The 23,175-nt window shown below is 36.1% G+C and carries 26 protein-coding genes and 1 pseudogene; 12 read left to right on the top strand and 15 right to left on the bottom strand.

The genetic code is table 11. From position 1 onward, the window contains the following. Window positions 1-279 precede the first annotated feature (279 nt). The 4 genes from HUS24_RS04270 to benA form a co-directional block, all read right to left on the bottom strand. Window positions 280-1,065: a 1,6-dihydroxycyclohexa-2,4-diene-1-carboxylate dehydrogenase gene (locus HUS24_RS04270; RefSeq protein ID WP_173910790.1), complete on the bottom strand. Its 786-nt coding sequence runs from the start codon at window positions 1,063-1,065 to the stop codon at window positions 280-282. Window positions 1,066-1,135: 70 nt separating this feature from the next. Then, window positions 1,136-2,152 carry a benzoate 1,2-dioxygenase electron transfer component BenC gene (gene benC / locus HUS24_RS04265; protein ID WP_173910789.1) on the bottom strand — a complete coding sequence of 339 codons (1,017 nt, stop codon included), beginning with the start codon at window positions 2,150-2,152 and terminating at the stop codon, window positions 1,136-1,138. Between the two features lie 92 nt (window positions 2,153-2,244). Next, entirely contained in the window at window positions 2,245-2,745 is a 501-nt protein-coding gene (benB, locus tag HUS24_RS04260) for a benzoate 1,2-dioxygenase small subunit (RefSeq protein ID WP_173910788.1), read from the bottom strand. Continuing rightward, the gene (gene benA / locus HUS24_RS04255; protein WP_173910787.1) at window positions 2,742-4,142 is read right to left on the bottom strand and encodes a benzoate 1,2-dioxygenase large subunit; all 1,401 of its coding nucleotides are present in this window, start codon (window positions 4,140-4,142) and stop codon (window positions 2,742-2,744) included. Before benA ends, benB begins: the two co-directional genes overlap by 4 nt. A 408-nt stretch (window positions 4,143-4,550) precedes the next feature. Between benA and HUS24_RS04250 the strand changes: the two genes are divergently transcribed. From HUS24_RS04250 to HUS24_RS04240, 3 genes are all read left to right on the top strand, one after another. Continuing rightward, window positions 4,551-5,468: a LysR family transcriptional regulator gene (locus HUS24_RS04250; RefSeq protein ID WP_065995100.1), complete on the top strand. Its 918-nt coding sequence runs from the start codon at window positions 4,551-4,553 to the stop codon at window positions 5,466-5,468. Between the two features lie 369 nt (window positions 5,469-5,837). Then, window positions 5,838-7,211 (top strand): MFS transporter, encoded by a 1,374-nt coding sequence (locus HUS24_RS04245; protein WP_173910786.1) that lies wholly within the window; start codon window positions 5,838-5,840, stop codon window positions 7,209-7,211. A 102-nt stretch (window positions 7,212-7,313) separates the two neighbouring features. Continuing rightward, window positions 7,314-8,615: a DcaP family trimeric outer membrane transporter gene (locus HUS24_RS04240; RefSeq protein ID WP_173910785.1), complete on the top strand. Its 1,302-nt coding sequence runs from the start codon at window positions 7,314-7,316 to the stop codon at window positions 8,613-8,615. Window positions 8,616-8,707: 92 nt separating this feature from the next. Here the strand turns inward: HUS24_RS04240 and HUS24_RS04235 are convergent, their stop codons facing one another. Continuing rightward, entirely contained in the window at window positions 8,708-9,580 is an 873-nt protein-coding gene (locus HUS24_RS04235) for a DMT family transporter (RefSeq protein ID WP_173910784.1), read from the bottom strand. Between the two features lie 136 nt (window positions 9,581-9,716). Between HUS24_RS04235 and HUS24_RS04230 the strand changes: the two genes are divergently transcribed. Then, window positions 9,717-11,132, top strand: coding sequence for a PLP-dependent aminotransferase family protein (locus tag HUS24_RS04230; RefSeq protein ID WP_173910783.1), 1,416 nt, complete (start codon window positions 9,717-9,719; stop codon window positions 11,130-11,132). Between the two features lie 66 nt (window positions 11,133-11,198). On the opposite strand, the gene HUS24_RS04225 is transcribed toward HUS24_RS04230, so the two are convergent. Together HUS24_RS04225 and HUS24_RS04220 are read right to left on the bottom strand one after the other, a co-directional pair. After that, window positions 11,199-12,395 carry an MFS transporter gene (locus HUS24_RS04225; protein WP_173910782.1) on the bottom strand — a complete coding sequence of 399 codons (1,197 nt, stop codon included), beginning with the start codon at window positions 12,393-12,395 and terminating at the stop codon, window positions 11,199-11,201. Further along, on the bottom strand, window positions 12,392-12,829 hold the full coding sequence (locus HUS24_RS04220; RefSeq protein ID WP_173910781.1) for a MarR family winged helix-turn-helix transcriptional regulator: 438 nt from the start codon (window positions 12,827-12,829) through the stop codon (window positions 12,392-12,394). The genes HUS24_RS04225 and HUS24_RS04220 overlap by 4 nt, the downstream gene beginning before the upstream one ends. Window positions 12,830-13,218: 389 nt before the next feature. On the opposite strand from HUS24_RS04220, the gene HUS24_RS04215 reads away from it, so the two are divergent. Together HUS24_RS04215 and HUS24_RS04210 are read left to right on the top strand one after the other, a co-directional pair. Then, a complete protein-coding gene (locus HUS24_RS04215; RefSeq protein ID WP_173910780.1) occupies window positions 13,219-13,803 on the top strand; it encodes a YceI family protein in 585 nt (194 codons plus the stop codon). A gap of 144 nt (window positions 13,804-13,947) precedes the next feature. Continuing rightward, window positions 13,948-14,967: an integrase gene (locus HUS24_RS04210; RefSeq protein ID WP_173910779.1), complete on the top strand. Its 1,020-nt coding sequence runs from the start codon at window positions 13,948-13,950 to the stop codon at window positions 14,965-14,967. On the opposite strand, the gene HUS24_RS04205 is transcribed toward HUS24_RS04210, so the two are convergent. The 6 genes and pseudogenes from HUS24_RS04205 to HUS24_RS04180 form a co-directional block, all read right to left on the bottom strand. Then, complete coding sequence (locus HUS24_RS04205; RefSeq protein ID WP_065995093.1) at window positions 14,964-15,251, bottom strand: DNA-binding protein; 288 nt, start codon at window positions 15,249-15,251, stop codon at window positions 14,964-14,966. The two genes, HUS24_RS04210 and HUS24_RS04205, sit on opposite strands and share 4 nt — an antisense overlap. Beyond that, entirely contained in the window at window positions 15,251-15,475 is a 225-nt protein-coding gene (locus HUS24_RS04200; protein ID WP_173910778.1) for a hypothetical protein, read from the bottom strand. The genes HUS24_RS04205 and HUS24_RS04200 overlap by 1 nt, the downstream gene beginning before the upstream one ends. Window positions 15,476-15,622: 147 nt before the next feature. Next, window positions 15,623-15,841, bottom strand: a pseudogene (locus tag HUS24_RS04195) (response regulator); the annotation flags it as partial. Continuing rightward, window positions 15,838-16,887 carry a hypothetical protein gene (locus HUS24_RS04190; protein ID WP_173910776.1) on the bottom strand — a complete coding sequence of 350 codons (1,050 nt, stop codon included), beginning with the start codon at window positions 16,885-16,887 and terminating at the stop codon, window positions 15,838-15,840. The gene HUS24_RS04190 and the pseudogene HUS24_RS04195, both read right to left, overlap by 4 nt. Before the next feature lie 10 nt (window positions 16,888-16,897). Next, the gene (locus HUS24_RS04185) at window positions 16,898-17,662 is read right to left on the bottom strand and encodes a hypothetical protein (RefSeq protein WP_173910775.1); all 765 of its coding nucleotides are present in this window, start codon (window positions 17,660-17,662) and stop codon (window positions 16,898-16,900) included. Beyond that, on the bottom strand, window positions 17,662-18,123 hold the full coding sequence (locus HUS24_RS04180; RefSeq protein ID WP_173910774.1) for a hypothetical protein: 462 nt from the start codon (window positions 18,121-18,123) through the stop codon (window positions 17,662-17,664). Before HUS24_RS04180 ends, HUS24_RS04185 begins: the two co-directional genes overlap by 1 nt. Before the next feature lie 246 nt (window positions 18,124-18,369). On the opposite strand from HUS24_RS04180, the gene HUS24_RS04175 reads away from it, so the two are divergent. Further along, a complete protein-coding gene (locus HUS24_RS04175) occupies window positions 18,370-19,056 on the top strand; it encodes a sce7726 family protein (protein WP_254433799.1) in 687 nt (228 codons plus the stop codon). On the opposite strand, the gene HUS24_RS04170 is transcribed toward HUS24_RS04175, so the two are convergent. Both HUS24_RS04170 and HUS24_RS04165 read right to left on the bottom strand, forming a co-directional pair. Then, window positions 19,020-20,096 (bottom strand): hypothetical protein, encoded by a 1,077-nt coding sequence (locus HUS24_RS04170; protein WP_173910773.1) that lies wholly within the window; start codon window positions 20,094-20,096, stop codon window positions 19,020-19,022. The genes HUS24_RS04175 and HUS24_RS04170 overlap by 37 nt on opposite strands. Window positions 20,097-20,152: 56 nt before the next feature. After that, window positions 20,153-20,926, bottom strand: coding sequence for a S24 family peptidase (locus HUS24_RS04165; protein WP_173910772.1), 774 nt, complete (start codon window positions 20,924-20,926; stop codon window positions 20,153-20,155). A 116-nt stretch (window positions 20,927-21,042) separates the two neighbouring features. On the opposite strand from HUS24_RS04165, the gene HUS24_RS04160 reads away from it, so the two are divergent. Genes HUS24_RS04160 through HUS24_RS17015 form a run of 5 tightly spaced genes read left to right on the top strand, consistent with a single transcriptional unit; the run spans window position 21,043 to window position 23,173 of the window. After that, on the top strand, window positions 21,043-21,306 hold the full coding sequence (locus HUS24_RS04160; protein ID WP_173910771.1) for a hypothetical protein: 264 nt from the start codon (window positions 21,043-21,045) through the stop codon (window positions 21,304-21,306). A gap of 9 nt (window positions 21,307-21,315) precedes the next feature. After that, window positions 21,316-21,654: a hypothetical protein gene (locus HUS24_RS04155; protein ID WP_173910770.1), complete on the top strand. Its 339-nt coding sequence runs from the start codon at window positions 21,316-21,318 to the stop codon at window positions 21,652-21,654. A 3-nt stretch (window positions 21,655-21,657) separates the two neighbouring features. Next, a complete protein-coding gene (locus HUS24_RS04150) occupies window positions 21,658-22,005 on the top strand; it encodes a hypothetical protein (protein ID WP_254433798.1) in 348 nt (115 codons plus the stop codon). Then, entirely contained in the window at window positions 22,002-22,265 is a 264-nt protein-coding gene (locus HUS24_RS04145) for a hypothetical protein (RefSeq protein ID WP_173910769.1), read from the top strand. The genes HUS24_RS04150 and HUS24_RS04145 overlap by 4 nt, the downstream gene beginning before the upstream one ends. Continuing rightward, window positions 22,265-23,173 (top strand): hypothetical protein, encoded by a 909-nt coding sequence (locus HUS24_RS17015; protein ID WP_173910768.1) that lies wholly within the window; start codon window positions 22,265-22,267, stop codon window positions 23,171-23,173. Before HUS24_RS04145 ends, HUS24_RS17015 begins: the two co-directional genes overlap by 1 nt. Window positions 23,174-23,175 lie beyond the last annotated feature (2 nt).

Here is a 23,175-nt window from a genome sequence, read left to right as displayed (position 1 = left end):
TGCCTCCATGCATGTTTAATTCAATGATCCTGTTGAATTATGTTTTACATCATATATTTTAAAGAAAAAGGAAAATCCGCATCGTCATATAGATTTTTTTACTATGTTGCCAATGTTAATTCATTTTCATGCTTAAATTGGCACAGCCACATTTTACTTATTCAAAATACATTAAAATGTGATATTACCAAGGGCATTGGAGTTGCTATAAAAGCAACCCGCTTTTTATTCGCTTAATCACAAAAAGTGGCATGAAATCTTTTAAACTAAAAGATTAGTTTAGCCTTGATCTCCGCCACCAACTGGAACCACTGTACCTGTGATATAGGAGGATTCATCCGAAGCCAAAAATAAAATCGCATTTACTTGTTCTTGGATGGTACCGTAACGACCGAGGAAAGTACGATCAAGCGTTTGGTCAACCACCTCCTGCATCCATTGTTTTTCATCATCTGATAATGGATTTGTATTACGTGGCACTTTTCGTGGTGGAGCTTCTGTACCACCTGTTGCAACGGCATTGATTCGAATACCGTGTTTAGCATGTTCGAAGGCTATTGCTGCGGTGAGCGCATTGACACCACCTTTTGATGCTGAATACGGTACACGGTTAATCCCACGTGTAGCAATCGAAGATACATTCACAATCGTACCTCTCTGATTTTTAATCATTTCAGGGAGTACAGCACGGCAACACCATAGGGTTGGGAATAAAGAACGATTTACTTCCTTAATAATTTCTTCTTCAGAAAACGCTTGGAAGGGTTTCATCCAAATCGCACCGCCTACATTGTTGATCAAGATATCGATACGACCATATTGTGCAATAGTTTGTGCAACAACTGACTCAGCGCCAGCAAAAGTTTCTAGATCGGCATGAACAGTCATTGCCTCTGTATTTTGTTGTAAAATTTCCGCTAAGACTTCATCAACGACATCTGATCGATCTGCAAGTACAACTTTTGCGCCTTCTGCGGCAACTTGTAATGCAACGCCACGTCCTATGCCTTGCGCAGCACCTGTGACAATCACCACTTTATTTAAAAATCTTTGACGCTCTGACATTTTATTCTCCTTAATCATTGTTTATTCAATAGAGGAAAAGCCTAGTGTTTTAACTAGGCTTGTACTCACATCAATTTGCAGAGAATTTTTCAAATAAGAAATTGGCAGGTTTAATGCCTTCTGTATCAAGCCAACCTTTAACTGCTTCAACCATTGGCACTGGACCACACAGGTAAATATCTACATCACCTGCACTTAGCCAATCATTTTCGATATGTGCGGTCACATAGCCTTTACGTTCATGGCTTGAGTCAGGGTGTGCGATCACTGTGCGATACTCAAACCAAGGAAATTTTTCTTGTAATTCATTGAGTTTTTCAATCGCAACCAAATCACAATCATTGGTGGCACCGAAGACCAAACGTATAGGGTGTTCAGAACCTTTTTCTTCTAATACGTGCAGCATTGACATAAATGGCGCAATGCCTGTACCGCCTGCGAGCATCAGTACAGGGCGAACAATATTACGTAAATAGAAGCTACCAAACGGCCCTGTAAAGGTCATTTTATCGCCTGGTTTGGCGTTGATACTTAAAAACTCACTCATTTTGCCATTTGGCACGTTACGTACCACAAAACCTGTTAAGCGGTTGCCTGGTTTTGAACTAAATGAATAAGAGCGTGTTTCTGTAGTTTCTGGCAATGCAACATTGACATATTGACCTGCAAGGAAATGAATATCAGGTTGACCTTCATCCAGTTGAATATCAAAAGTAATGGTAGAGTCAGATAAATTTTCTACACGAGCCAAAGTCCCTTGAAACTCATGAATTTGTGTTTTACACACATCTGAAGTTGCTTGAATCTGGAAGACTGCATCTGACGTAGGTTTGCATTGACAGGCCAAAATGTAGCCTTGTTCTGCTTCTTCAGGCGTTAAAGCATCTTCAATATAGTTTTCTTCAGGCATGTCATAAGCGCCAGATTCACAAAATGCTCGGCATGTACCGCAAGCACCGTCACGGCAGTCTAAAGGAATATTAATTTTTTGACGATATGCAGCATCTGACAAGGTTTCGCCTTGGGCAACACTGATGAAACGCGTAACGCCATCTTCAAATTGAAGTGCAACATGATGGTTTGACATGGCTAGAATCCTACTTAAATGATGTTACTTTTGACATTCAGCATGGGGAGTTTGCTGAATGTCATCCTTGTGTTTTTTTAGAGGGAGAAATATCAGAGATGATAAATATCAATCACTTGGTTGATATAGTCATTTTTCAGTACCACGTATTTACTTAAAATTTGTGGTTGTTCGCCTGAAAAATCAATTTCATAGCGCGACATGCCAAAGTAGCTATAACTAGTTTTGTAACGGAAACTTAACGTGTTCCAGTTAAAACGCACAGTCACTTTGTCACCATGACGTTCTACAACTTCGATATTGGCAATATTGTGGGTTGTACGTGTATCAGGCATGGTTGCAGACGAACGTTCTGTTTTGATACGAAATACACGATCTTCTAAACCTTGACGATCAGGGTAGTAGATCAATGAAATTTCAGACTGAGGGTCTTCCGTGAGTTTGTCATCATCATCCCAAGCAGGCATCCAAAATGAGGCTGTAGGCGCATAACACTGCAACCAATCATCCCATTGTTCATCATCTAAAAAACGTGCTTCACGGTAGAGAAATTGTGCGATGTTTTCTAAAGATGCTTTATCTTGTGTACTCATGCCGTTTCTCCTTGTGTTGCTGTTTCTAATTCTGCAAGTTGTTTTTCAGCAGAAATTGCATGTTTCATGGTTTTTAACCAATATTGATGTTGAGCAAGGTATAAGCCTTCGTCTTCTGTTTTGATACAGCTCAATGCAGGTTTTAAACCAATTTCGTTGGCTGCATCATCAGGCCCTTGGATCCAATGTTTTGAACCACGACACATATCGTTCCATTCCAGTTCAATCCCTGCATAACCTGCTTGGCATGCACGGAATTCTTCAAGATCATCTGGTGTTGCCATACCTGAAGCATTAAAGAAGTCTTCATATTGGCGGATACGGCGTGCACGAGCTTCAGGCGCTTCACCTACAGGTGCGATACAGTAAATGGTTACTTCGGTTTTATTGACAGAAATTGGACGTAAGACACGGATTTGTGAGCCGAACTGATCCATTAAATATACATTTGGATATAGACATAAATTTCGTGAACGTTCGATCATCCATTTTGACATTGGTGCGCCAAATTTTGCTGTATATTCATCAGCTTTGACGAAGTTTGGACGGTCTTCTGGATTTGCCCATTGTGTCCAAAGTAGCATGTGACCGTGATCAAAACCGTATGAACCACCGCCTTGTTTACCCCAGGAACCTGCGCTCATGGCACGCACATTATCAAGTTCTTGTTGCTTTTCTTTACGATGTTGTGTGGTTGCAGCATAGTTCCAATGCACCGCAGATACGTGATAACCATCTGCACCATTTTCAGCAGTGAGTTTCCAGTTGCCTTCGTAGGTGTAGGTTGATGAACCACGTAAAACTTCTAAACCTTGTTCAGATTGATCGACAATCATGTCGATAATTTTGGTAGTTTCGCCTAAAAACTCCTCCAAAGATGGCACATCAGGATTTAAGCTGCCAAATAAAAAACCTTTATAACTTTCAAAGCGAGTAACTTTTTTCAGGTCATGTGAGCCTTCTTTATTAAAGCAATCTGAATAGCCTGCATCGCTTGGGTCTTTAACTTTGAGTAATTTGCCTGAGTTATTAAATGTCCAGCCATGGAAAGGACAAGTATAGGTTGCTTTATTGCCACGTTTATAACGACAAAGCTGCGCACCACGATGCGAACAGGCATTGATCATGGCATTCAATTCACCATTACGATTTCGTGCAATGATGATCGGTTGACGACCAATATGCGTGGTGTAGTAATCGTTGTTATTTGGAATTTGGCTTTCATGCGCCAAATATACCCAATTACCTTCGAAAATGTATTTCATTTCAAGGTCAAATAAAGTTTGATCGGTAAATACTGAACGATGAAGTTTAAATTCACCTGTTTCAAAATCATCGACAAGAAGCTCATCAATGCGATCAAGATGACTGGTATTAATTACTGGAATACGTGGCATGTCCGTTCTCCGACTGTCCAAATATGGGTAAGACCCGAATCATTTTCAAACATTAAAATTTTTCGGTTCCAAATGTGTTTTTAAATCAAAAAATAGGGTTTACTAAAATGCGATAAAATCAACTTCATTGATTTTTCTAATAGATTTATTGACGAGGTGACAATTCATACTATGCTCCTAGCGTATGAGACATCCTGAGCGACAAGCATTCCTTTTGTAGCTGGCTGACAGGCTGGCCTAAATGTATTTGCAACGCATTTATTCTTTTTAAGGTTCGGAATGAAATTCCGTTTAAAAAAACTTCACTTTGCTGCTTATTTGCTTCATGCTATATACCTTAAATGAATGAATCAGGTCTTGTCGAAGATCAAATATGTATTTTTTTATACTTTAAAGGTATTCGTTGTCATGGAACTTAGACACTTACGTTATTTTGTTGCCGTGGTTGAAGAACAGAGTTTCACCAAAGCTGCTGAAAAACTATTCATTGCGCAGCCACCATTGAGCCGTCAGATTCAAAATTTGGAAAATGAGTTGGATGTTCAGCTGTTTGTGAGAGGGAGTCGTCCACTTAAGACCACAGAAGCAGGGCAATTCTTCTATCAACACGCTGTTAAACTTTTGTCTAATGCGGAAGAAGTTAAATCCATGACCAAACGGGTTGGACTTGCTGATCGTACATTAAATATCGGTTTTGTCGGTTCGCTTTTGTTCGGTTTACTTTCAAATATTGTCTATTTATTTAAACAACAAAATCGTGATGTCAAAATCGAAATGATCGAAATGACCACTACAGATCAAATCGAAGCGCTGAAAGAAGGACGCATAGATGTTGGTTTTGGACGTTTGCGTATCTCTGATCCAGCCGTAAAACGCGTGTTATTACGTGAAGAGCCGTTAATGGTGGCTGTACATGGCAGCAGTCCTTTGGTACGTCAATATAAAGATGGTATCCATTTGGCTGATTTATTAGACCAACGCATGCTTTTATATCCAAATCATCATAAACCAAATTTTTCGACACAAGTTCGACATCTTTTTTCTGAGTATGGTTTGGACTTAAAAAATGTGCGTGAAGTCCGTGAACTGCAATTAGCGCTTGGTTTCGTGGCAGCCGCAGAAGGTATTTCAATTGTTCCAAGCAGTGCACAAAATATTCATTTGTCTCACTTACACTTTATTCCATTACTGGATGATGCTGCGGTTAGTCCGATTTTTATGGCAATGCGCAATATGGATGAAAATAGCGATATTCACTCTTTGTTTGACTGTGTTTATCAAGTTTATGATTTAGAACATATCGAATATGATCGGCGAGTGCTTTAAGTACTCGTTAGATTTTAAGCTTAAAATTCTTTATCGCCCAAAAAATTTATAATCAATAAAAATAAGTTATATTCATATACAAAGAATAAATATCATCATTATTTTAATTTCGTCATGTTTTCTTAATTAATTCTCTTAGTGTGAATATATTTTAAATCATAATTTATAAACTAATAAAAATGATTTTTTTTATTTAATTTTTGAATTTAATCTAAAGTTTTCAGTATTTAACTTATTGTTATTTAAAATATAAAAATAAAGTCTACTTTTAAGGTATACATTTATACGTAATCGGTTTTGGACTTTAAAAATAGTTTAATTCATTGTTTGAGAAATTTTAAACCGTTCACGCGCAGGAGGCGCAAGTGCATGGCGAATCTCAATATAAATACAATTGTGGATGAAGCGAAGTTCAGCCCATTTCATTGGAACGTTCTGATTTGGTGTTTATTAATTATTATTTTTGATGGTTATGATCTGGTGATTTATGGCGTTGCCTTACCATTATTGATGCAAGAATGGGGCTTAACGGCTGTACAAGCGGGAATGCTTGCCAGTACGGCTTTATTTGGCATGATGTTTGGCGCAATGTCTTTTGGAACGTTGTCCGATAAATTAGGTCGTAAGAAAACCATTATGATCTGTGTGGCAATTTTCAGTGGTTTTACTTTCTTAGGTGCTTTTGCTTCCAATCCAATCGAGTTCGGTATTTTACGGTTCTTGGCTGGCTTAGGTATTGGTGGTGTGATGCCAAATGTTGTGGCACTCATGACTGAATATGCGCCGAAAAAAATCCGCAGTACTTTGGTTGCGGTGATGTTTAGTGGTTATGCCATTGGTGGAATGGCTTCGGCATTACTTGGAGCATGGTTAGTAACAGATTATGGTTGGAAAATCATGTTCTATATCGCGGGTATTCCATTTATTGCGCTGCCTATTATTTGGAAATTTTTACCTGAATCGTTAATGTTTTTGACCAATAAAGGCAAAACTGAACAAGTCCGCCAAACTGTACAAAAAATTGCACCTGAAAGAGTCATCACGGCTGACACAGTATTTGTGTTAAATGAAGTAACAGCAGGAGATGAAGCACCACTACGCGCTTTATTTCAGCAGGGACGTACCTTTAGCACCCTCATGTTTTGGGTGGCGTTCTTTATGTGTTTGCTCATGGTATATGCTTTAGGCAGTTGGTTGCCAAAACTGATGATCCAAGCAGGCTATTCACTTGGCGCAAGTATGCTTTTCCTATTTGCCTTAAATATTGGTGGAATGGTTGGTGCAATTGGTGGAGGTGTATTGTCTGACCGATTCCATTTAAAACCTGTACTCACGATTATGTTTACGGTGGGTGCAATTGCATTAATTTTACTGGGTTTCAAAAGTCCACAAGCCATTCTCTACAGCTTAATCGCTATAGCTGGTGCTGCCACAATTGGTTCACAAATTTTACTGTATACCTTCGTTGCACAGTTTTACCCAGCAGCAGTACGCTCAACAGGTATGGGGTGGGCATCGGGAATTGGACGTATTGGCGCAATTGTTGGGCCCGTTTTAACTGGTGCTTTGCTGACTTTACAGTTGCCACATCAAATGAATTTTATGGCAATCGCAATTCCGGGTGTGATTGCAGCTTTGGCAATTTTCTTAGTGAATTTGAAAGCATCGGTAGATCAAACAAAAACTGTGAAACAGTCATCATTGGCTAAAAATGAATCAGTGATTGAGTCTTCTGTCAATTAAACCAAAGAAAAATAATTTAAATTTTCTTTATTTTTTTGAATCAGATACATTTAAACGTGGCATCAAAGGATGATGCCACTATGATTAAGAAATGAGGTTTGGATGAATACTCACAACAAAAACTTGAAAGTTAAAACGCTTTTATTGGCAATGGGTGTTTGCAGTGCAGCAATGTCACATGCAAAAGATGTAAATCCTGAAATTGAGCAGTTACGTAATGAAATTAATGAATTACGCCAATTGCTAAATCAGCAAACTCAACAACAGCAGCAACAAGCGGTTCAGCTACAAAACTATCAAGCGGAGAAAGTTCAACTTTCAAATAAAGATAACGCAGTTCAGCGTAGTGGTTTAACTCTCACCAAAGGTGGTGCTGAAATGACTTTCTACGGTAATGTACGTGCAGATATGCAGTACCAAATTGAGGGTGGGGCTGCAGATCGTCTATATAACCAAATCAGCAGTGTTGCTTTAGATGGTGTAAATGAAAATAGCGATAATTTGAAAGCAACCCTTGCTGCAACACGCTTGGGTTTTGATTTCAAAACGCCAACAGCGGCAGGAGACGTTGGCGGTAAAGTTGAAGTCGATTTCTTAGGTGGTTCATCATTTGATAACTTGCGTATCCGTCACGCATACCTAACTTATGGAAATTGGTTGATTGGTCAAACATGGTCAAACTTCGCACCACCTGATTTTATGCCAGAAACTATTGATGCTTTAGGTTTTGTGGGCGGTGCAGTCAAACGTACACCACAAGTTCGCTATACGCAAAAATTAAATGCGGATACCAACTTTGTCTATGCACTAGAAGACTCTAAAGATGCAAGTTCGAATATGCGTTTACCTGCATTAACAGCCCGTGTAAATCATAAATTGGTTGACAATTTATCACTTGGTGCACGTGCAATGGTGACTGAAAAACGCACCAAAGCAGATGAAGAAGCAGCATGGGGTGTTGGTGTCGGCGTGAAATATGACCTCACACCAAAAACATCAATTAAAGCAGACTATTATCATGTCAATGGTGACAGTAGCTTTGTGTCTTGGACAAATCCTGGTTTTGTTACAGATGCAAATAATCAAATTCTTGAAACCAATGAATTTGATTCGATCACTGTAGGTATTACACAGCAATTTAATGAAAAACTACGGGGTACTTTAGGCTACGGTTATATGAAAGCGGACAATAATGACCGCTATGTCAATGCACTTGCAGATAAAACCAAAGCCAATAAAGACTTATGGCAAGCATGGGGAAATGTTTTCTATAGCCCTGTCAAGCCGATTAGTTTAGGGGTTGAATACGTCTTTGGTGAGCGTGAGGCATTTGGTGCAGCACCGAATGGTAGTAAAACGGGTGAAGACAACCGTGTAAATGCAGTCGCAATTTATAACTTTTAGTTTATATAAATTGCTCTACATTGATCCAATAAGCTGATTTTGGCTTATTGGATTTTTAGTTTTGAGTTATTTTTTGATTAATTAGAAATTTTTCATGCATATTTTTTTGCCAATGCCACACAGATCACAACACAAAAACTTACCAGAATCATTGTCGGTGTAATCGATTCATTTAATAAAATTGCAGATAACATAAATCCAATAAAAGGTTGTAATAACTGGATTTGACCAACTTGAGCAATACCACCCAAAGCCAGACCTTTGTACCAAAAGAAAAAACCGATTAACATACTAAAAGCAGACACATAGATTAATCCTAAGAAAACAGACATTGAAACATGTGAAAAATCTTTAGGAAAATAATAAATACTCAAAATTGCCATCATTGGTGCAGTAAGTAAAAGCGCCCAACAAATCACTTGCCAACCACCTAATACACGTGAAAGTTGACCACCTTCAGCATAGCCTAAACCACATAAAATAATCGCAAGAATCATATAAATATCGCCGATACTTAAATGTAAATCAGGACGATTAAACAACATAAAACCTATAACAAAACTACTACCAAGCGATGCAAATAACCAAAATTTTAAACTAGGTGTTTCATGGGCGCGTAAAACCCCAAAAATAGCAGTACAAAGCGGTAATAAACCTACAAAAACAATAGCACGTGCAGAAGGGATGCTTTGTAAAGCTAGCGCTGTAAATAATGGAAAACCAATCACTACACCGAAAGCAACAATAGTTAAAGATTTTATTTGTACGTAGTTTGGAAATTTAAGTTTAAATTTATAAAAATATAGTAAACACAATAACCCTAAAACTGCTGCAATAAAAGCTCTTGCGACAGTTAAAAATTCGGGACTAAAACCTTGTACCGCAATACGTGTCGCTGGTAAAGAACCAGCAAAAATAATGACACCTATTAAACCATTAAACCAACCTAAATTTTGCTTATTCATGACAAACTTCTTGATTAAATAAATGCTATTTAAGTAGTTTTGATAGGTTCAAAAAAGAAACACTACAATACAATTTAAAGAAACTGTTATGCTTGTGTATGCAGTACAATTTTAAAAAATTTTTGAGTCATTAGAAGTGAGTACAACAAAAATAGAATATGTCAGGACATTGATAAAACAGCAAATTCGTGACAAAAATTTGATGTTAGGTACACGACTTATGTCTGTACGACAGCAAGCAAAAGCTTTGGATTGTTCTGTATCTACTGTGGTTGAAGCATATGCACGTTTAGTAGCAGAAGGGCAAATCGAATCCCGTATGGGGTCTGGTTATTATGTGGTAGGCAAAAAACCAAGCTTAAAAGTTATTGAAGCTACGGTACAATATGAACGTGAAATAGATCCTTTGTGGATTTCAAGACAATCTTTAGATGCTAAACCTGAGGTAATTAAGGCTGGTTGTGGTTGGTTGCCTGTAGAATGGATGCCTGAAGTTAGTATTAGAAGAGCGCTCAAGCATGTTGCAAAAGCACAAGCATCTATCTTAGTCGATTATCCAATTCCACATGGTCATTTAGGATTAAGACAATGGATTGCCCGAAAAAATGAAAATGATGATATTCAACTCAATCCTTCACAAATTTTAATCACAGATTCAGCGACTCAGTCTATTGATTTGATTTTTAGAAAATTATTAAAAGCTGGGGATGTGATTTTAATTGATGATCCTTGTTATTTTAATTTTTTAGCGCTAACCAAAGTACATCATTTACAAGTTATCACGATTCCTTTTACTGAAAATGGCCCAAGTGTTGAACATTTTAAACAGGCTTTATTACATCAACCAAAGTTGTATTTGACCAATGCAGGCATTCATAATCCTACAGGCGCAAGTTTATCAATCGCTACTGCATATAAAATTGCAAAGCTTGCAGAACAGGGGAATTTAACTATCATTGAAGATGATATTTTTTCAGAATTTGAGTTTTCGCCAGCACCTCGTTATTCATCTTTGATGGGCTTTGAACGTGTTGTACAAATAGGAAGTTTTTCTAAGACTTTAACAGCCGCAATTCGATGTGGTTATATTATTTCACATGAAAAATTTATCGATGAATGTATTGATTTAAAAATTGCAACTAACTTTAGTAGCGGACATTTAAATGCCGAAATTATTCACCAAGCATTATTAGATAGCAGCTATAAAAAACATTTAGATGGTTTGAAAAAACAGCTCTTAAAGGCAATGCAATTGACACTACAGCGTTTAGCAGTCTTAGGAATTGAACCTGTACATACGCCTAAAGCAGGTATTTTTCTATGGTGTAAATTACCTGAAAATATTGAGGCATCAACTTTGTCAAAACTATGTTTAAAACAAGGCGTTATTTTAGCGCCAGGAAACTCATTTAGCCATTCACCCCATGCCAACCAATATATGCGTTTCAATGTTGCACAATGTAATGACAAAAAGGTTTTTGATGTTTTAGAAAATGCTATTGATGAGATTAAAAAGATTAGATTTAACTCGTCTTGTCATAAAATAGCTTGATCGTATTTTATTCAAAACGAGTTAAGTAGCTTATTCTAGATCTTGATTTTTTTGTTCTTACATTTATTAAGCTAGCTTTCTAGCTCTAACATTTTTTCCATGTAAAGTATAATAAATGATGATGCACAATAATGAAGCAATCGCACTATACATATAAAGCATTGAATAACTGATTGAGTTTAAAGCCATTCCTAAAAAATAAGGACCAAAGCCTAAACCTGCGTCCAAAAAGATAAAAAAGGTCGACGTTGCAAAACCCATACGCTCGATACTGGCACTTTTTACTGCCACAGTTTGACAGACAGATTGGATATTCCCATAACCCAAACCGAGCAATGCGGCACATAGCAATAACATCCATGAATTTTGTGCTTGGCTTAAAAGCAGTAAAGCAATTGCCATAATGACAAATGCAGGATACATAATGATATTTTCACCCTTACGATCCATTAAAGGTCCTGTAAATGGACGCGAAATCAAAATTGCAACTGCATACATGAGAAAGAAAACAGAGGCTGTTTCAACCAAATTAATTTCTTTTGCATAAAAATTAACAAAAGACAAAACCCCAGAATAACAAATTGAAGTCAACAGCATAATGAAGGAAATAGGTAAGGCCTTTTTCTCAACAAATTGAGAAAGCCAACTGTTTTTCTCAATACTGACTGTACTTTGAGGGGATTTTGTTTGTGGTAAATCTGAAATTTGAATAAACAAAGCCACAACTAAACAGAATGTAGCAATGATAGAAGACAAAATAAAAATAGCATGGTAGCCAATATGCAACATCATCCAAATTGCTAAAAATGGACCAATCGCTGTACCTAAAGTGCTACTCATACTGTAATAACCAATACCTTCACCACGCCGAGTCGGTGGTAAAATTTGAGCAATAATTGTGCCTAAAACTGTAGAGGCCATACCCATCATAAAGCCATGCATAAACCGTACTAACAGCAACATGCCTACATCAAACTTGATAAAATACAAGCCAGAAAATATTAGAAAACCAGTTAAACCGACAATTAAAGTAGTTTTACGACCAAATTTTTCTAAGAAATTCCCCACCAATAAACGCCCAATAAGTGTCCCTACAATGAACAATCCAGACACCAAACCTGCTTGGGCGGTAGTTGCAGCGAGTTCAGATACAGCATAACCAACAATGACGACTACCAAGAGATAGAAAATCAATACCAATTGAAAGTTGATTGCACTGACTAAAATAAAGTTTCGTGTCCACAAAGGCGCTTGGCTATTCATATCACTCTCGATTTCATTTGTTGCAGTTGTTGCATCATTAACATTAGGGTGAGTTTTGCTTCGCTTTGCTGTTCTTCAGATACATCACCCAACAATTGCTGCTCAAACTCATCAATAAATATTGAACAGGTTTGGTAGACTTTTTTTCCTTCGGGAGAAAGCGCCAGCATTTTTTGTCTTTTATCTGTGCTTTCAAGTTGTGTAAGTAAATTCATATGTTCCAAAATTTGCACACGTTTGGTGATAGAGGGTTTAGAAACATTTAAATATTCTGCAATATCAAGCGACGTACAATGTTTTTTGAAATGAATTACATAGATCACTTGCCAAAGCGAATAATTTAAATTTTCTGTTTCTAAAACTTGATTAATACCTTCACTGAGCATTCGAGCACATTTTAGAATTAAAGCACGCAAGGTTTGATTTTTAGGCATAATAGTTAACTAGGGTAACTAAATTATTGGCAATATACGCTTGTTGATTTAAAAAATCAACTGAGATTAAATTGTGTGCTAATTGACGTTTATGCAGCCTATAGCGTGTTATGTTTTTGTATCTATTACGGTATTTGAGTATTCAAAATAAAAAGAAATTTTCAATAAAATAGAGTTTAATATATTCACTTAATAAAAATACTATAATTTAAGTACTTGAAAAATATAAATAAAATAATTTATGTATTTGCTCTTAAGATGTGTTTTTATTTAAAAAGTAGAAAAATGCTCAGATCGTTCTATTCATGCAACATATCGTTTTATGGATAAAGCTGCATTAATATCTCAAAAGCGTAAACTAACAATCATTCAAAAGCGAGATTAAAAACATGAACTTTAAAGCATTAACACTTGGTTTAGCTGTTGCTTCCGTTGCAACATTTTCTATGGCAAAACCTGTAGCATATCAAATTGATCCAACTCATACAGCAACTGTATTTTCTTGGAATCACTTTGGTTTCTCTACACCTTCTGCAAACTTTAGCAACATTCAAGGTACAATTAATGTTGATAATGAAAAACCTGCAAACTCATCTGTAGATGTGACTATTCCGCTTGAAAGCTTGAATACGAACGTAAAAGCGCTTGATGAACACTTGAAAAAAGCAGACTTTTTTGATGCTGAAAAATATCCAAACATCACATTTAAAAGTACTAAAGTTCAAGCCTTAGGTAAGAATAAATACAAAATCACGGGTAACTTAACAGTAAAAGATGTAACTAAGCCTGTGGTTTTAGATGCAGTACTTAATAAACAAGGTGAGCACCCAATGACTAAAGCTCAGTCAATTGGTTTTAATGCAACCACTTCATTTGATCGTTCAGCATTTAATGTCGGTGGATATGTGCCAAATGTTGGTGATAAAATCACTGTAAACATCACCACTGAAGCTTCTGTTGCTGCAAATAAATAATAAATTCAATAACTTGTGCTGAATAGGTTTAATTTCAGCACAAGTTTTTTGTCGTATATGTTGTGCTAAAAGGTGAGTATTTTACCTATTTTTACTATAAAATAAGAATAATAGTGAGTTTATTACGCCAAGATTACGCCAGAAATGAAGATTCCAAAACCACGTAAAAGAGGTAACTCTTTCCGGATTGAATTAATGTTTAATGGGAAGAGAATTAGTGCCACAAGAGACACTGAAAAAGAATGTGAACAATGGGCTGCATTAAAATTATTGGAGTTAAAAACAGGTAAGGTAAAAGAAGATCAAGGCATAAAGCCAATTTTTCCTTTTGATCAGCTTTGTGAAAAATATTATTTAGAAAAGGGTAATAAATTAAAATCTGCCAAAGTCATAAGAAATAAACTAGATAATATTCACAGGATTCTTGGTGATCTTGCAATAAAATCAATTCACGATATAAAACCAAATGACATTGTTCGATGGCGAAATAAGCGCATACAAGAAGTTAAAAGCAGTACTGCATTGCGAGAGTTTGCAATGTTTTCATCTATTATTAGCTACGCTCAAAAAGAATTATTTTTAATTGAAAATAATGTTTGGCAAACAGTTGTAAAGCCAGATAAAGGTAAAGGGCGCAGTCAGCGTATTAGTTTTGAAGATCAAGAAAAATTAACAAAATTTTTTAAATGGAATACCACAACAAAACCAACAAGGGTCATGCACTATACATGTTGGGCTATGTTATTTGCGCTTGAAACTGCAATGCGTCAAGGCGAAATACTAGCAATGAAGCGTGAGCACATAAAGAATGGCTTTATATTTCTACCAATGACTAAAAATGGCGAATCCCGAAACGTACCGCTTTCAAAAGAAGCCAAAAGGCTTTTAGATCTTATACCGCTAGATCAAGATATTATTGTTCCTGTAAAGCAAAAGTCTTTAGGCAGAACATGGATTAGAGTAAGAGGCGAGGCGGGTTTAAACAATATTAATTTTCATGACACACGACATGAAGCGATTACGAGAATGGTTAAAATAAGAAAATTACCTGTGGAAGTGTTAGCTAAAATTACAGGTCACAAAACAATTAATATATTGATTAATACTTATTACAACCCCGATGCTCAGGATCTTGTGGAAATGTTTAATGAAACCGAGAGCTAATTAGCTCTCGGTCTACCTCTTTGGTTTTTTGTAGTAAGTACATTATGTGCAAGTTGGGGGTTGTACAAACATTTTCCCGCTGTGCCTTGATTAATACTGACCAATTTATCTCGAATTGTATTTACACTGAGGTTGTAAATTTTGGCAAGTTGAGCTGCTGAGACTAATTTAACCTCAACTTCTTTCAATTCTTTAACAACGGCACCACCAATATTTTGCCCAATTGTGACATGGGGTGGCTTGTTAGATTCGACCACAATTAAATATTCTTGCAATGCTCCCATCACACCACCTTTCCATTTGCCAAAAAACAAACGTCGTTTTCAATTTTAAATTCAGTACATTGAAGAATTACCTTAACTGTTTTTGCACTCAGTCTAGCAGCCGTCATTAGTTGACTTACTGATAATCCAAATGGTTCATTTTGTAAGACTTTGATCACTTTATTTTTAGCATTCTCAAAATTCTTACTAGCAACTTCTTTTTGAAAATCCTTAGCCGAATCCATTACCACCTCCACAAATCAAAATTAATTACAATCGTTCCGTTTACCACAAAGAAAATTTCAAGCCACCAGATAACCCATTCCATGTGATTCACCTTTAATAATATGCAGAATTTCCATTTCTGCTTTTTCTGTACAAGTTTGTTCAGGTGCGCTAAGATGATCTTCAAATTCTTTGCCGAGTTTAAAAGCTGCATCATTACCACCTAGTGAGTCAGTGACTAATACATAGTGAAAGCACTTTTTTATATATCGATCATTGGTGTGGGCAGTGAAGCCTTGACCATCTAGGCATTTAACTTGATATCCGAGTTTGTCGAACCAGATGCGAAACGCATCTAGGTTCTTCGGTTTAACAACCTGTTTCATTGAGCAGCTCCATTAGGTCCATTCTCTAACTCAAATCGACGTGCGCGAACATAACCCATGAGTTTTGGTTGAATGTCTGGATGACGAGATCGAATTTCAGGTAGTAACTCATTTAGCTCGTGTTCATTTTTTGAGTTTTGAATACGAACCATTAGCGAAGGCAGTTGAACATCAGCCTCTACCCCCACATTCAACTCATTTAAGCGTTTATGAATTGCATCAATTAACGGCTTGCGCTGTTCTTCAGTCCACGATTTTGTATATGTGGTTAAAGCTGTTGCTTCAACTGGCGTTTTAGCTTCTTCAGCTTTTTCAAGTAATTCATTCAATAAATTTTTATATTGATTATCTTGAGGCGTATTTAAATCCAAACCAAGTTCAACGAGTTTGCATTCTTTAGCAACTGTGATTTCACTAAGCTGGTTCTCATTGAAACCAACTCTATGAACATCAAACAAGGTGCAGTTAATTTCTTCTTCACTTCTACAAGCTTTAATTCCATCTAAATAAAGTTGCAGTTCAGTTTCGATTGAAATTTCAACTTTAGGTTCAGAGTGCTCCTCACTGATAGATTTAGCAGGCTCAGGAGCATCTAATTTTTTACGAGAAGCTCGAGTTTTTTTAGGCTTATCGTTAAAACCGTCTTTCACCTCAATTTCAGTAATCATGTTTCCAAAAGATTTACCGAATGCCTGAAGTTGTAACTTTGCATTTTCTGCATCAAGTTGCGCAAAGCCATTCGCAACACTTAGACAAATATCACCATGTTCGTGGTCATATTGGGTGCGTAAGATACAAGTGGGCATAACGATATAGATTTCTTGGCCAGCCTCTAAATCATGGGGCATAACAGGTTTAGTAAATTGAATGTCTGCCAATACGGTTGTTTCTCGTTTGATACAAAACTCATAATTTGGCATTGCAAAAACAGTAGCAGGGAATTGGTCTAAGTCATCAAACTCAATTAACTCACCAGCAGTACGACACATGATATTTTTGCCTGCCATTAATGCTGCGAATGCTTCATTACCATTTAAAATATTCATATCTTATCCCTCAGTGATGCATTGCTTGCTGGTTTGAGTTTTGATTTAGTTGAGCTTGTTTGATTGGCCATCCCATCATGTCAGCACGTGCACAGCAGGCATTTTTGATACCAGCCTCATAAAGCGTGCCTTTAAATTTCTTCATTGCAGCATTTAAGATTTTTGTGTCAGGAGCATCTTTGATTGCATTCAAAGCATCGTTATATAGTTGCTCTTGAGTACGATTGTCTTTAGGTTTCGGCTGTTGAACTTGCTGTTGTTGTATATTTGAGTTTTGCTGTTGGTCAGATGCTTGACCTTGTTGATAAGCATGGTCGTATTCATATAAATATTTACTACCATCGTAATTTCCAAGATATACATCAGCAGCTACACCAATCGCTTTAAACGCAACACCCAGAGCATCAGTAACCGCTTTTTTATAACCTTCATCATTTGCTTTTAATTGCCCTTTAGCGAGTTCTACAATTTCAGAACCACCCACGCCAGAGAATTCTTCACCCCAAGCACCTTCGAATTTGGTTTTTACTGCAACTTCTGCAAAGCACATCACTGATCCGCATGGTGCTGTTTCTGACCAAGTTCGGACAATTCGATAAGTCCACCCATGGCCAACAGGGCCGAATGCCTGCGTCATTGCCATTAAGCGCCATTGTGGATTGATGTCAGATTTACCTTTGAGATAACCAAACTCAATTTTCTTTAAGAAATTAGTTGGAGTTTGTTTTACATCATTCCAAATCTTTAAATTTGTAATAGGATTTTGATTTGACATTACACAGCCTCCACTAAATGATTTTTCTCAATAAAACCAATAAGCAAGTTATTAAAGTTGCGGTGGTCGAGTTGATCGGTGAAGTCGCGATATGGATTGCCTTTATCATCAAAGACTTTAATTTCTCCGAGTTCTTTAATCTCTACAGTAGTAAAGTCAGAACCTGGCACACCATAGTTATCTTTATGTGCTTCATAGCTAAAAGGGAACTTCACAGTAAAGTCATCGAGTTGAATAACGGCGTAACCAGTGCTCATTGATGTGATTTCAACGGTTTGCACAGCGTAGGTAGAGGGGATGTATTCAGATGCTAAAGGTGGTTTGTATTCAGTAGCTTTGTGATCAAAAGCTAAAGAAATAGCACCAAAAGCGAATAAACTCGTAGCAGCAGCTACTTTTAGAAAGCTCGTAGGTACACGATGTGTAACTGATGGCTTGATGGAATTTAGTTTTGCATTCATACTAATCTCACTCTTTGAGTAAAAGCGGCTGACCTTCGAACTTCAAGCCGCTTTTTTGTTTTTGATGAGATTTAATTTAGTGTTTACTAAATATATTGTCAATAGTTTTTACTAAATATTTAGTGTTTTTGTTTAGTGTTATGTTTTAATTGGCAAAAGAAAAATGATTAAATTGATGATTTTACAATTATCAAGATCTGGATAAAGAAAAATGAAAATTCTTTTTCTTGATGAAACTCCAATTTTATGATATTTGCTAAAGCCAATATCACCTTTGTAGGTAGTATTAGTGTTTTTGAAAGAGGTTGGGTAGTGTTAACTAAAAATCAGACTTTAGGACCAAACGATATCAGATCAGCTTTAAGAAGTTGGATTCACGATAGATTTGAGCTTAAACAAAACGATATTTTAATTAATGAACTTGGTTTTTGTAATAAGGATCCTAACTCTACAATCGATAATTCCTTTCGTGCAGATTTAGCATTAGCTAATGGGCGTTTAGTTGGTTTTGAGATAAAATCTGAAAAAGACAACTTGAAAAGATGGGCATCTCAAATGGTTGCTTATAATAATGTTTTTGATGAAGTTTGGCTTTGTGTTCATAGTAAACATTTAGAAGATGGGTTGAAAATAACACCAAAAAATATTGGGATATTATTGATCGATGATTACGAATCAGTTGCAATCGTTCGTCACGCAAAATTGAATAATAATAATAACATTTATGATCTTTCAGGATTACTCTGGAGAGAAGAATTAAATACTTTAGCAAAATTGAATCAAATTAAAATTAATTCACGCACAACTAAAAATGAAGTGCGTGAAATATTAGCAGAAAATCTATCAATTAATATTGTTAGAGATTATGTTTTGACACAATTAAAAATAAGGAAAAGTCACCAGTATTCAAACTCTTCTGGATTATCAAGTTGATTAATCTTGGATTCAAGCATGGCGCATATATGTTGGTGGATTTTTATTTCATTCCATGTTTGCTGACCACCGTAACCCTTTTGAGTTGGATCGGTAATCTGACTAATTCGTTTTATTTCTTCATTAGCCCATGAAAAATCATCTCCATGATAACCATCTAAATTTCTTATATTTTTTGCAATCTGAATGAATTTAATAAATTCCTGAGCTTTTCCTTGGCTTTCTATATACCAAGTTAAATTATTTAATAGGTATGTAGCTGCTGGTCTAGGTCTCATATTTGTTGTTGGTTTAATGATGTCAGTAGGAGATGTTGCCGCATAATCTCCATATATAAATTTAAAATCTGAGAGTTTATGCTTTATTGTTTCTTGCCAAATTGGGTCAAAGCACTCCTGATAGATAATACCAACTGGCTTTGGTGGGTATGATGTGCTTGATGTCACAATAGTCTTAGGTGAAAGATTTTCTTGAATATATTTTGTAAAATTTATTACATGCTCTTTTTCTGTTTGTTCTGATGAGTCAATTTTACCTAAATCTAAAAATATTGCTAAATTATGAATAGTAATATCATCAAAAGAGAGTAAGATTTTATCGAGTAAATTTATAATATCTTTATAATTTTCCAATGTTGGATTTATTCTTATGCCAACAGTTCTAAAATTATGAGTAAATTTTTTTATTAATTTTATGGTATTTCTTGTATTGTCTTCATTATATAGTGTAATGATTGGGGCTATATTTTCATTTATTTTCTGCAATTCAATATATTTATTGAATTTAAAGTCGTAATTATCAGTACTATCGTTTAATTGTATGCTTATAGGTGTTTCTTCATCCAATTTAAACTTTGAAGAATCAATCCATAGATGCGATTCATATGAATCAATAAAACTAGTTATTTTATTCCAATCATTACCCGTTAAAAATAATAGCGGTGCTATTAAGGATTTATGTTCTGGCGGCAATGCTGTAAGTGCATTTAGTTCTGAAGCCCCAGAGCGTAAAAAAGGAACATAAATTTTTTCTTGTAACATTATTGTCTCCACCGATCATTTTAAGGACTGCGTCGGGTTCGCAGTTTTTTTAGTATTTAGGGTTTCACTAAAGCCAACTCTAAACGTCCCACAAAATTAATTTCATTAAGCTGTTCATTGGTAATAAACTCATCTGGATATCTATTTTTATCAGGATTATCACTTGTAAGTTTCACTGTGTTAGATCCATAACTTACAAAAACACGCTTCATTCTTAACTCATGATTATGAGTAAACACATATACATTGCCATTTTTTAAATTGTTAGGATCTTTATCAGAAACATCTACAAACAGCGGACTATCAGGAGCAACAGTAGGGTACATACTGTATTCAGCAGAATAGATAATTTTTAAATTTTTGGGATTAGTTTGTATACCCATAAGCTTTAGGATCTGCGGATCAATGTCTAGATATTCACTCGCATCTTCTAGAAAATTTTCAATACCCGCACCGCAAGATGCTTTTACATCTTTATAAATTGGGATACGAACATTGCTTGGGCGACCTTTTGTATCAGCACTTCTAAATTCAACTGGAGCGAAGTAAATATCACTTTTAGGATGATCTAATGATTCTGATTCTTTGATATTTTTTTCTAAATTTAAGATGGGTTTATCTAACAAACCTGCATCCCACCCAACTTTCTTTTCAAGATTACGAGCAGCTCGCTCTCCAAAACTTCCATGACCATTCATGAGTTGAGAGATATGACTAGGATTTAAATCATAGTGTTCGCAAAAAGCGACATCTGATTTAAAGCCGTTATTTTCAAGAGCAGCATTAATAGCTGTGCGCAAATTTTTGCGTCTTAATGTGATCGTATCCATATTTAGTATTTCATATAGTTTTTAGTAAAAAGTAAATTCGTAATTGCTAAACATTTCTTGACACGGAAAATAAATAAAATTAGTATTTACTAAATAATTTAGCAAAGGTTATAAGAATGACTTCATCAAATACTGAACAACTCAAGAGTTACTTCTTAGGCTTAACTCCAGATCGACGTGAATCTTTTGCAAAAGAGTGTTTAACCACCGTGGGTAATTTACAGCAAATTATTTACGTCAATAAAAAGTGTGGAGCCCCACTGGCTATTCGCATTGATAAAGCCAGCAATGGGCAGGTTTCTTGTGACTTGCTTTGCCCTGATGCTGATTTCAACTATTTGCGTAATAGCAACCTTCAAATAGCAAGTCAACTTAAATAGGAGTGATCTATGTCATCCGCATTCATCCAACCAAAACTAGGAACTCTAGTCTCAGCAAGACTTCCAGCCGACTGGAATGAAGCAATAGACAGTATTAGTGCTAATCGAAGTGACTGGATACGTGAAGCGATAAAACAAAGACTCATAGCTGAAAACCTAATTGATTTAACTGAGTCTCAGTTTTCGCATAAATCCAAATGTATACCAACGTATACATTGAATACATCGTATACACCAAAGAATACAGGTGTATTCAAAAGTTTATTTAATTTTTTAACCAAATCTGAGGCACAAAAAAAGCTCGAGATTGCGGCTCAAGCTTTTTCTGCTCATTTATCACAAGGATAAACAATGAAGAACCCTAATATACCAAAACACCCATGCTCTGGCAAATGTAGCGAGTTTAAAGAAGAGCAGTGCAATCACTGTTTAATTCCAGCGAACTCGATGGAATTAGAATCGACCGAAAGTGATTTCTTGGTCGGTGATGTGGTTGTGCTTACTGCAGCTGGAACCAAGGATGTATTGCTAGAAATAATTCAGCATAAATATACAAATGATTTGTACAGAGTAAGGATTCTTAAAACTGGTGCTTGTGGACCTATCCATAAAGACCAAATCCGAAATGCATCAGTCGCCGAACTCCACGCCAATCGCCGTTTAAACGAAGCAGAACTCGCTTTGGCGGAGGTGTCATGAACACAGAACAAATCATTCAATCATGGCATGAACCAGCATTACACACGTTGAATTCATTGCTTACAGATCGTAAAGCCAATTTACGCAAAATCAATCGTGATGAAGCGAATGCAATGGTGCTACAGCAGGAATTTTTAGAATCACTGATGAATTGTCACAGGATCTCACTTTACCAAGCGAGTGAAATTACTGCGAGTTTAGTTCGTGCTGGAAGAGTGGCGCGTTACGGTCGGTTTTTGCAGATTAAGGAAGGTGACTAATGTCAAAACTCTTGATTAATGAATCTCCTCTTCAGGTTCAACCAACCTTAGCAAAGTTAATTGGTTTAAATGAGGCTATTTTTCTACAACAACTACATTACTGGTTAGGTGCATCTAAATTTATTCGTAATGAGAAAAAGTGGATCTATAACACCTATGCTGAGTGGGTGGATCAACTGAAATATATTTCAATATCTACTCTAAAACGGACAATAAAATCCCTCAAAGAGCAAGGTTTATTGTGTGTTGAGCAGTTTGATAACAAAAGATCGAATCAAGTTAATTATTATGCAATTAATTACGATATTCTGGCTGAAATTGAACAAAATGATAAGCAAGTAATTGATTCTATTGATAAGGTCAAAATGAACCAATGCATTGGCTCAGAATGGACTAATGCATCAGCTCAAAATGAACCAATGGATGAGGTCAAAATGAACCAATCATCATTGGGTCAAAATGAACCAATCTATAATACAAGAGAATATCAAGAGACTACGCAAGAGATTACTAAGAGCAAAAATAAGAAAAACTCTAAAACTTCATACGATCCGAAATTAACTGAATTACCAAATTCAATTGATCGTGATTTGTGGAACCAATTTGTTGAAATGCGAACCAGTATTAAAAAACCACTGACGGAAAACGCTGTAAAACTCATTTTGAAAAAACTCGAGTCTTTTGGCGTGTTAGCAAACCAATCCTTGGAAAACTCAATTATCGGAAGTTATCAGGGTGTATATCCACCAAAACCTGAAACACACTCAAATCAGTTCCAGAATTCAAATACACCTGAAGAACCAAGTTACTTTGCTCAAATTTTTCAGAACCAGCAACAATCCAATGTGATCGATGTAACACCTGATTACGAGAACTTAGCTGTGGCAGGAGGGGTTTACCGTGAATAATC

The organism is Acinetobacter sp. Marseille-Q1618 (genome assembly GCF_902809855.1).
Lineage (GTDB): Bacteria > Pseudomonadota > Gammaproteobacteria > Pseudomonadales > Moraxellaceae > Acinetobacter.
The sequence above is the reverse complement of the archived record's forward strand: the minus strand, read 5'-3'. Positions and strand labels throughout refer to the sequence as shown.

Bases quoted from the DNA above. Each gene is read 5' to 3' on its own strand.
- HUS24_RS04190 (WP_173910776.1), bottom strand. From the start codon at position 16,887: ATGAATATTTTAAATGGTAATGAAGCATTCGCAGCATTAATGGCAGGC.
- HUS24_RS04270 (WP_173910790.1), bottom strand. From the start codon at position 1,065: ATGTCAGAGCGTCAAAGATTTTTAAATAAAGTGGTGATTGTCACAGGT.
- HUS24_RS04235 (WP_173910784.1), bottom strand. From the start codon at position 9,580: ATGAATAAGCAAAATTTAGGTTGGTTTAATGGTTTAATAGGTGTCATT.
- HUS24_RS04225 (WP_173910782.1), bottom strand. From the start codon at position 12,395: ATGAATAGCCAAGCGCCTTTGTGGACACGAAACTTTATTTTAGTCAGT.
- HUS24_RS17015 (WP_173910768.1), top strand. From the start codon at position 22,265: ATGTCAAAACTCTTGATTAATGAATCTCCTCTTCAGGTTCAACCAACC.
- HUS24_RS04155 (WP_173910770.1), top strand. From the start codon at position 21,316: ATGTCATCCGCATTCATCCAACCAAAACTAGGAACTCTAGTCTCAGCA.
- HUS24_RS04200 (WP_173910778.1), bottom strand. From the start codon at position 15,475: ATGGATTCGGCTAAGGATTTTCAAAAAGAAGTTGCTAGTAAGAATTTT.
- HUS24_RS04170 (WP_173910773.1), bottom strand. From the start codon at position 20,096: ATGTTACAAGAAAAAATTTATGTTCCTTTTTTACGCTCTGGGGCTTCA.
- HUS24_RS04215 (WP_173910780.1), top strand. From the start codon at position 13,219: ATGAACTTTAAAGCATTAACACTTGGTTTAGCTGTTGCTTCCGTTGCA.
- HUS24_RS04240 (WP_173910785.1), top strand. From the start codon at position 7,314: ATGAATACTCACAACAAAAACTTGAAAGTTAAAACGCTTTTATTGGCA.
- HUS24_RS04205 (WP_065995093.1), bottom strand. From the start codon at position 15,251: ATGGGAGCATTGCAAGAATATTTAATTGTGGTCGAATCTAACAAGCCA.
- benB (WP_173910788.1), bottom strand. From the start codon at position 2,745: ATGAGTACACAAGATAAAGCATCTTTAGAAAACATCGCACAATTTCTC.
- HUS24_RS04245 (WP_173910786.1), top strand. From the start codon at position 5,838: ATGGCGAATCTCAATATAAATACAATTGTGGATGAAGCGAAGTTCAGC.
- HUS24_RS04160 (WP_173910771.1), top strand. From the start codon at position 21,043: ATGACTTCATCAAATACTGAACAACTCAAGAGTTACTTCTTAGGCTTA.
- HUS24_RS04210 (WP_173910779.1), top strand. From the start codon at position 13,948: ATGAAGATTCCAAAACCACGTAAAAGAGGTAACTCTTTCCGGATTGAA.
- benA (WP_173910787.1), bottom strand. From the start codon at position 4,142: ATGCCACGTATTCCAGTAATTAATACCAGTCATCTTGATCGCATTGAT.
- HUS24_RS04145 (WP_173910769.1), top strand. From the start codon at position 22,002: ATGAACACAGAACAAATCATTCAATCATGGCATGAACCAGCATTACAC.
- HUS24_RS04175 (WP_254433799.1), top strand. From the start codon at position 18,370: ATGATATTTGCTAAAGCCAATATCACCTTTGTAGGTAGTATTAGTGTT.
- HUS24_RS04250 (WP_065995100.1), top strand. From the start codon at position 4,551: ATGGAACTTAGACACTTACGTTATTTTGTTGCCGTGGTTGAAGAACAG.
- HUS24_RS04220 (WP_173910781.1), bottom strand. From the start codon at position 12,829: ATGCCTAAAAATCAAACCTTGCGTGCTTTAATTCTAAAATGTGCTCGA.
- benC (WP_173910789.1), bottom strand. From the start codon at position 2,152: ATGTCAAACCATCATGTTGCACTTCAATTTGAAGATGGCGTTACGCGT.
- HUS24_RS04150 (WP_254433798.1), top strand. From the start codon at position 21,658: ATGAAGAACCCTAATATACCAAAACACCCATGCTCTGGCAAATGTAGC.
- HUS24_RS04165 (WP_173910772.1), bottom strand. From the start codon at position 20,926: ATGGATACGATCACATTAAGACGCAAAAATTTGCGCACAGCTATTAAT.
- HUS24_RS04180 (WP_173910774.1), bottom strand. From the start codon at position 18,123: ATGAATGCAAAACTAAATTCCATCAAGCCATCAGTTACACATCGTGTA.
- HUS24_RS04185 (WP_173910775.1), bottom strand. From the start codon at position 17,662: ATGTCAAATCAAAATCCTATTACAAATTTAAAGATTTGGAATGATGTA.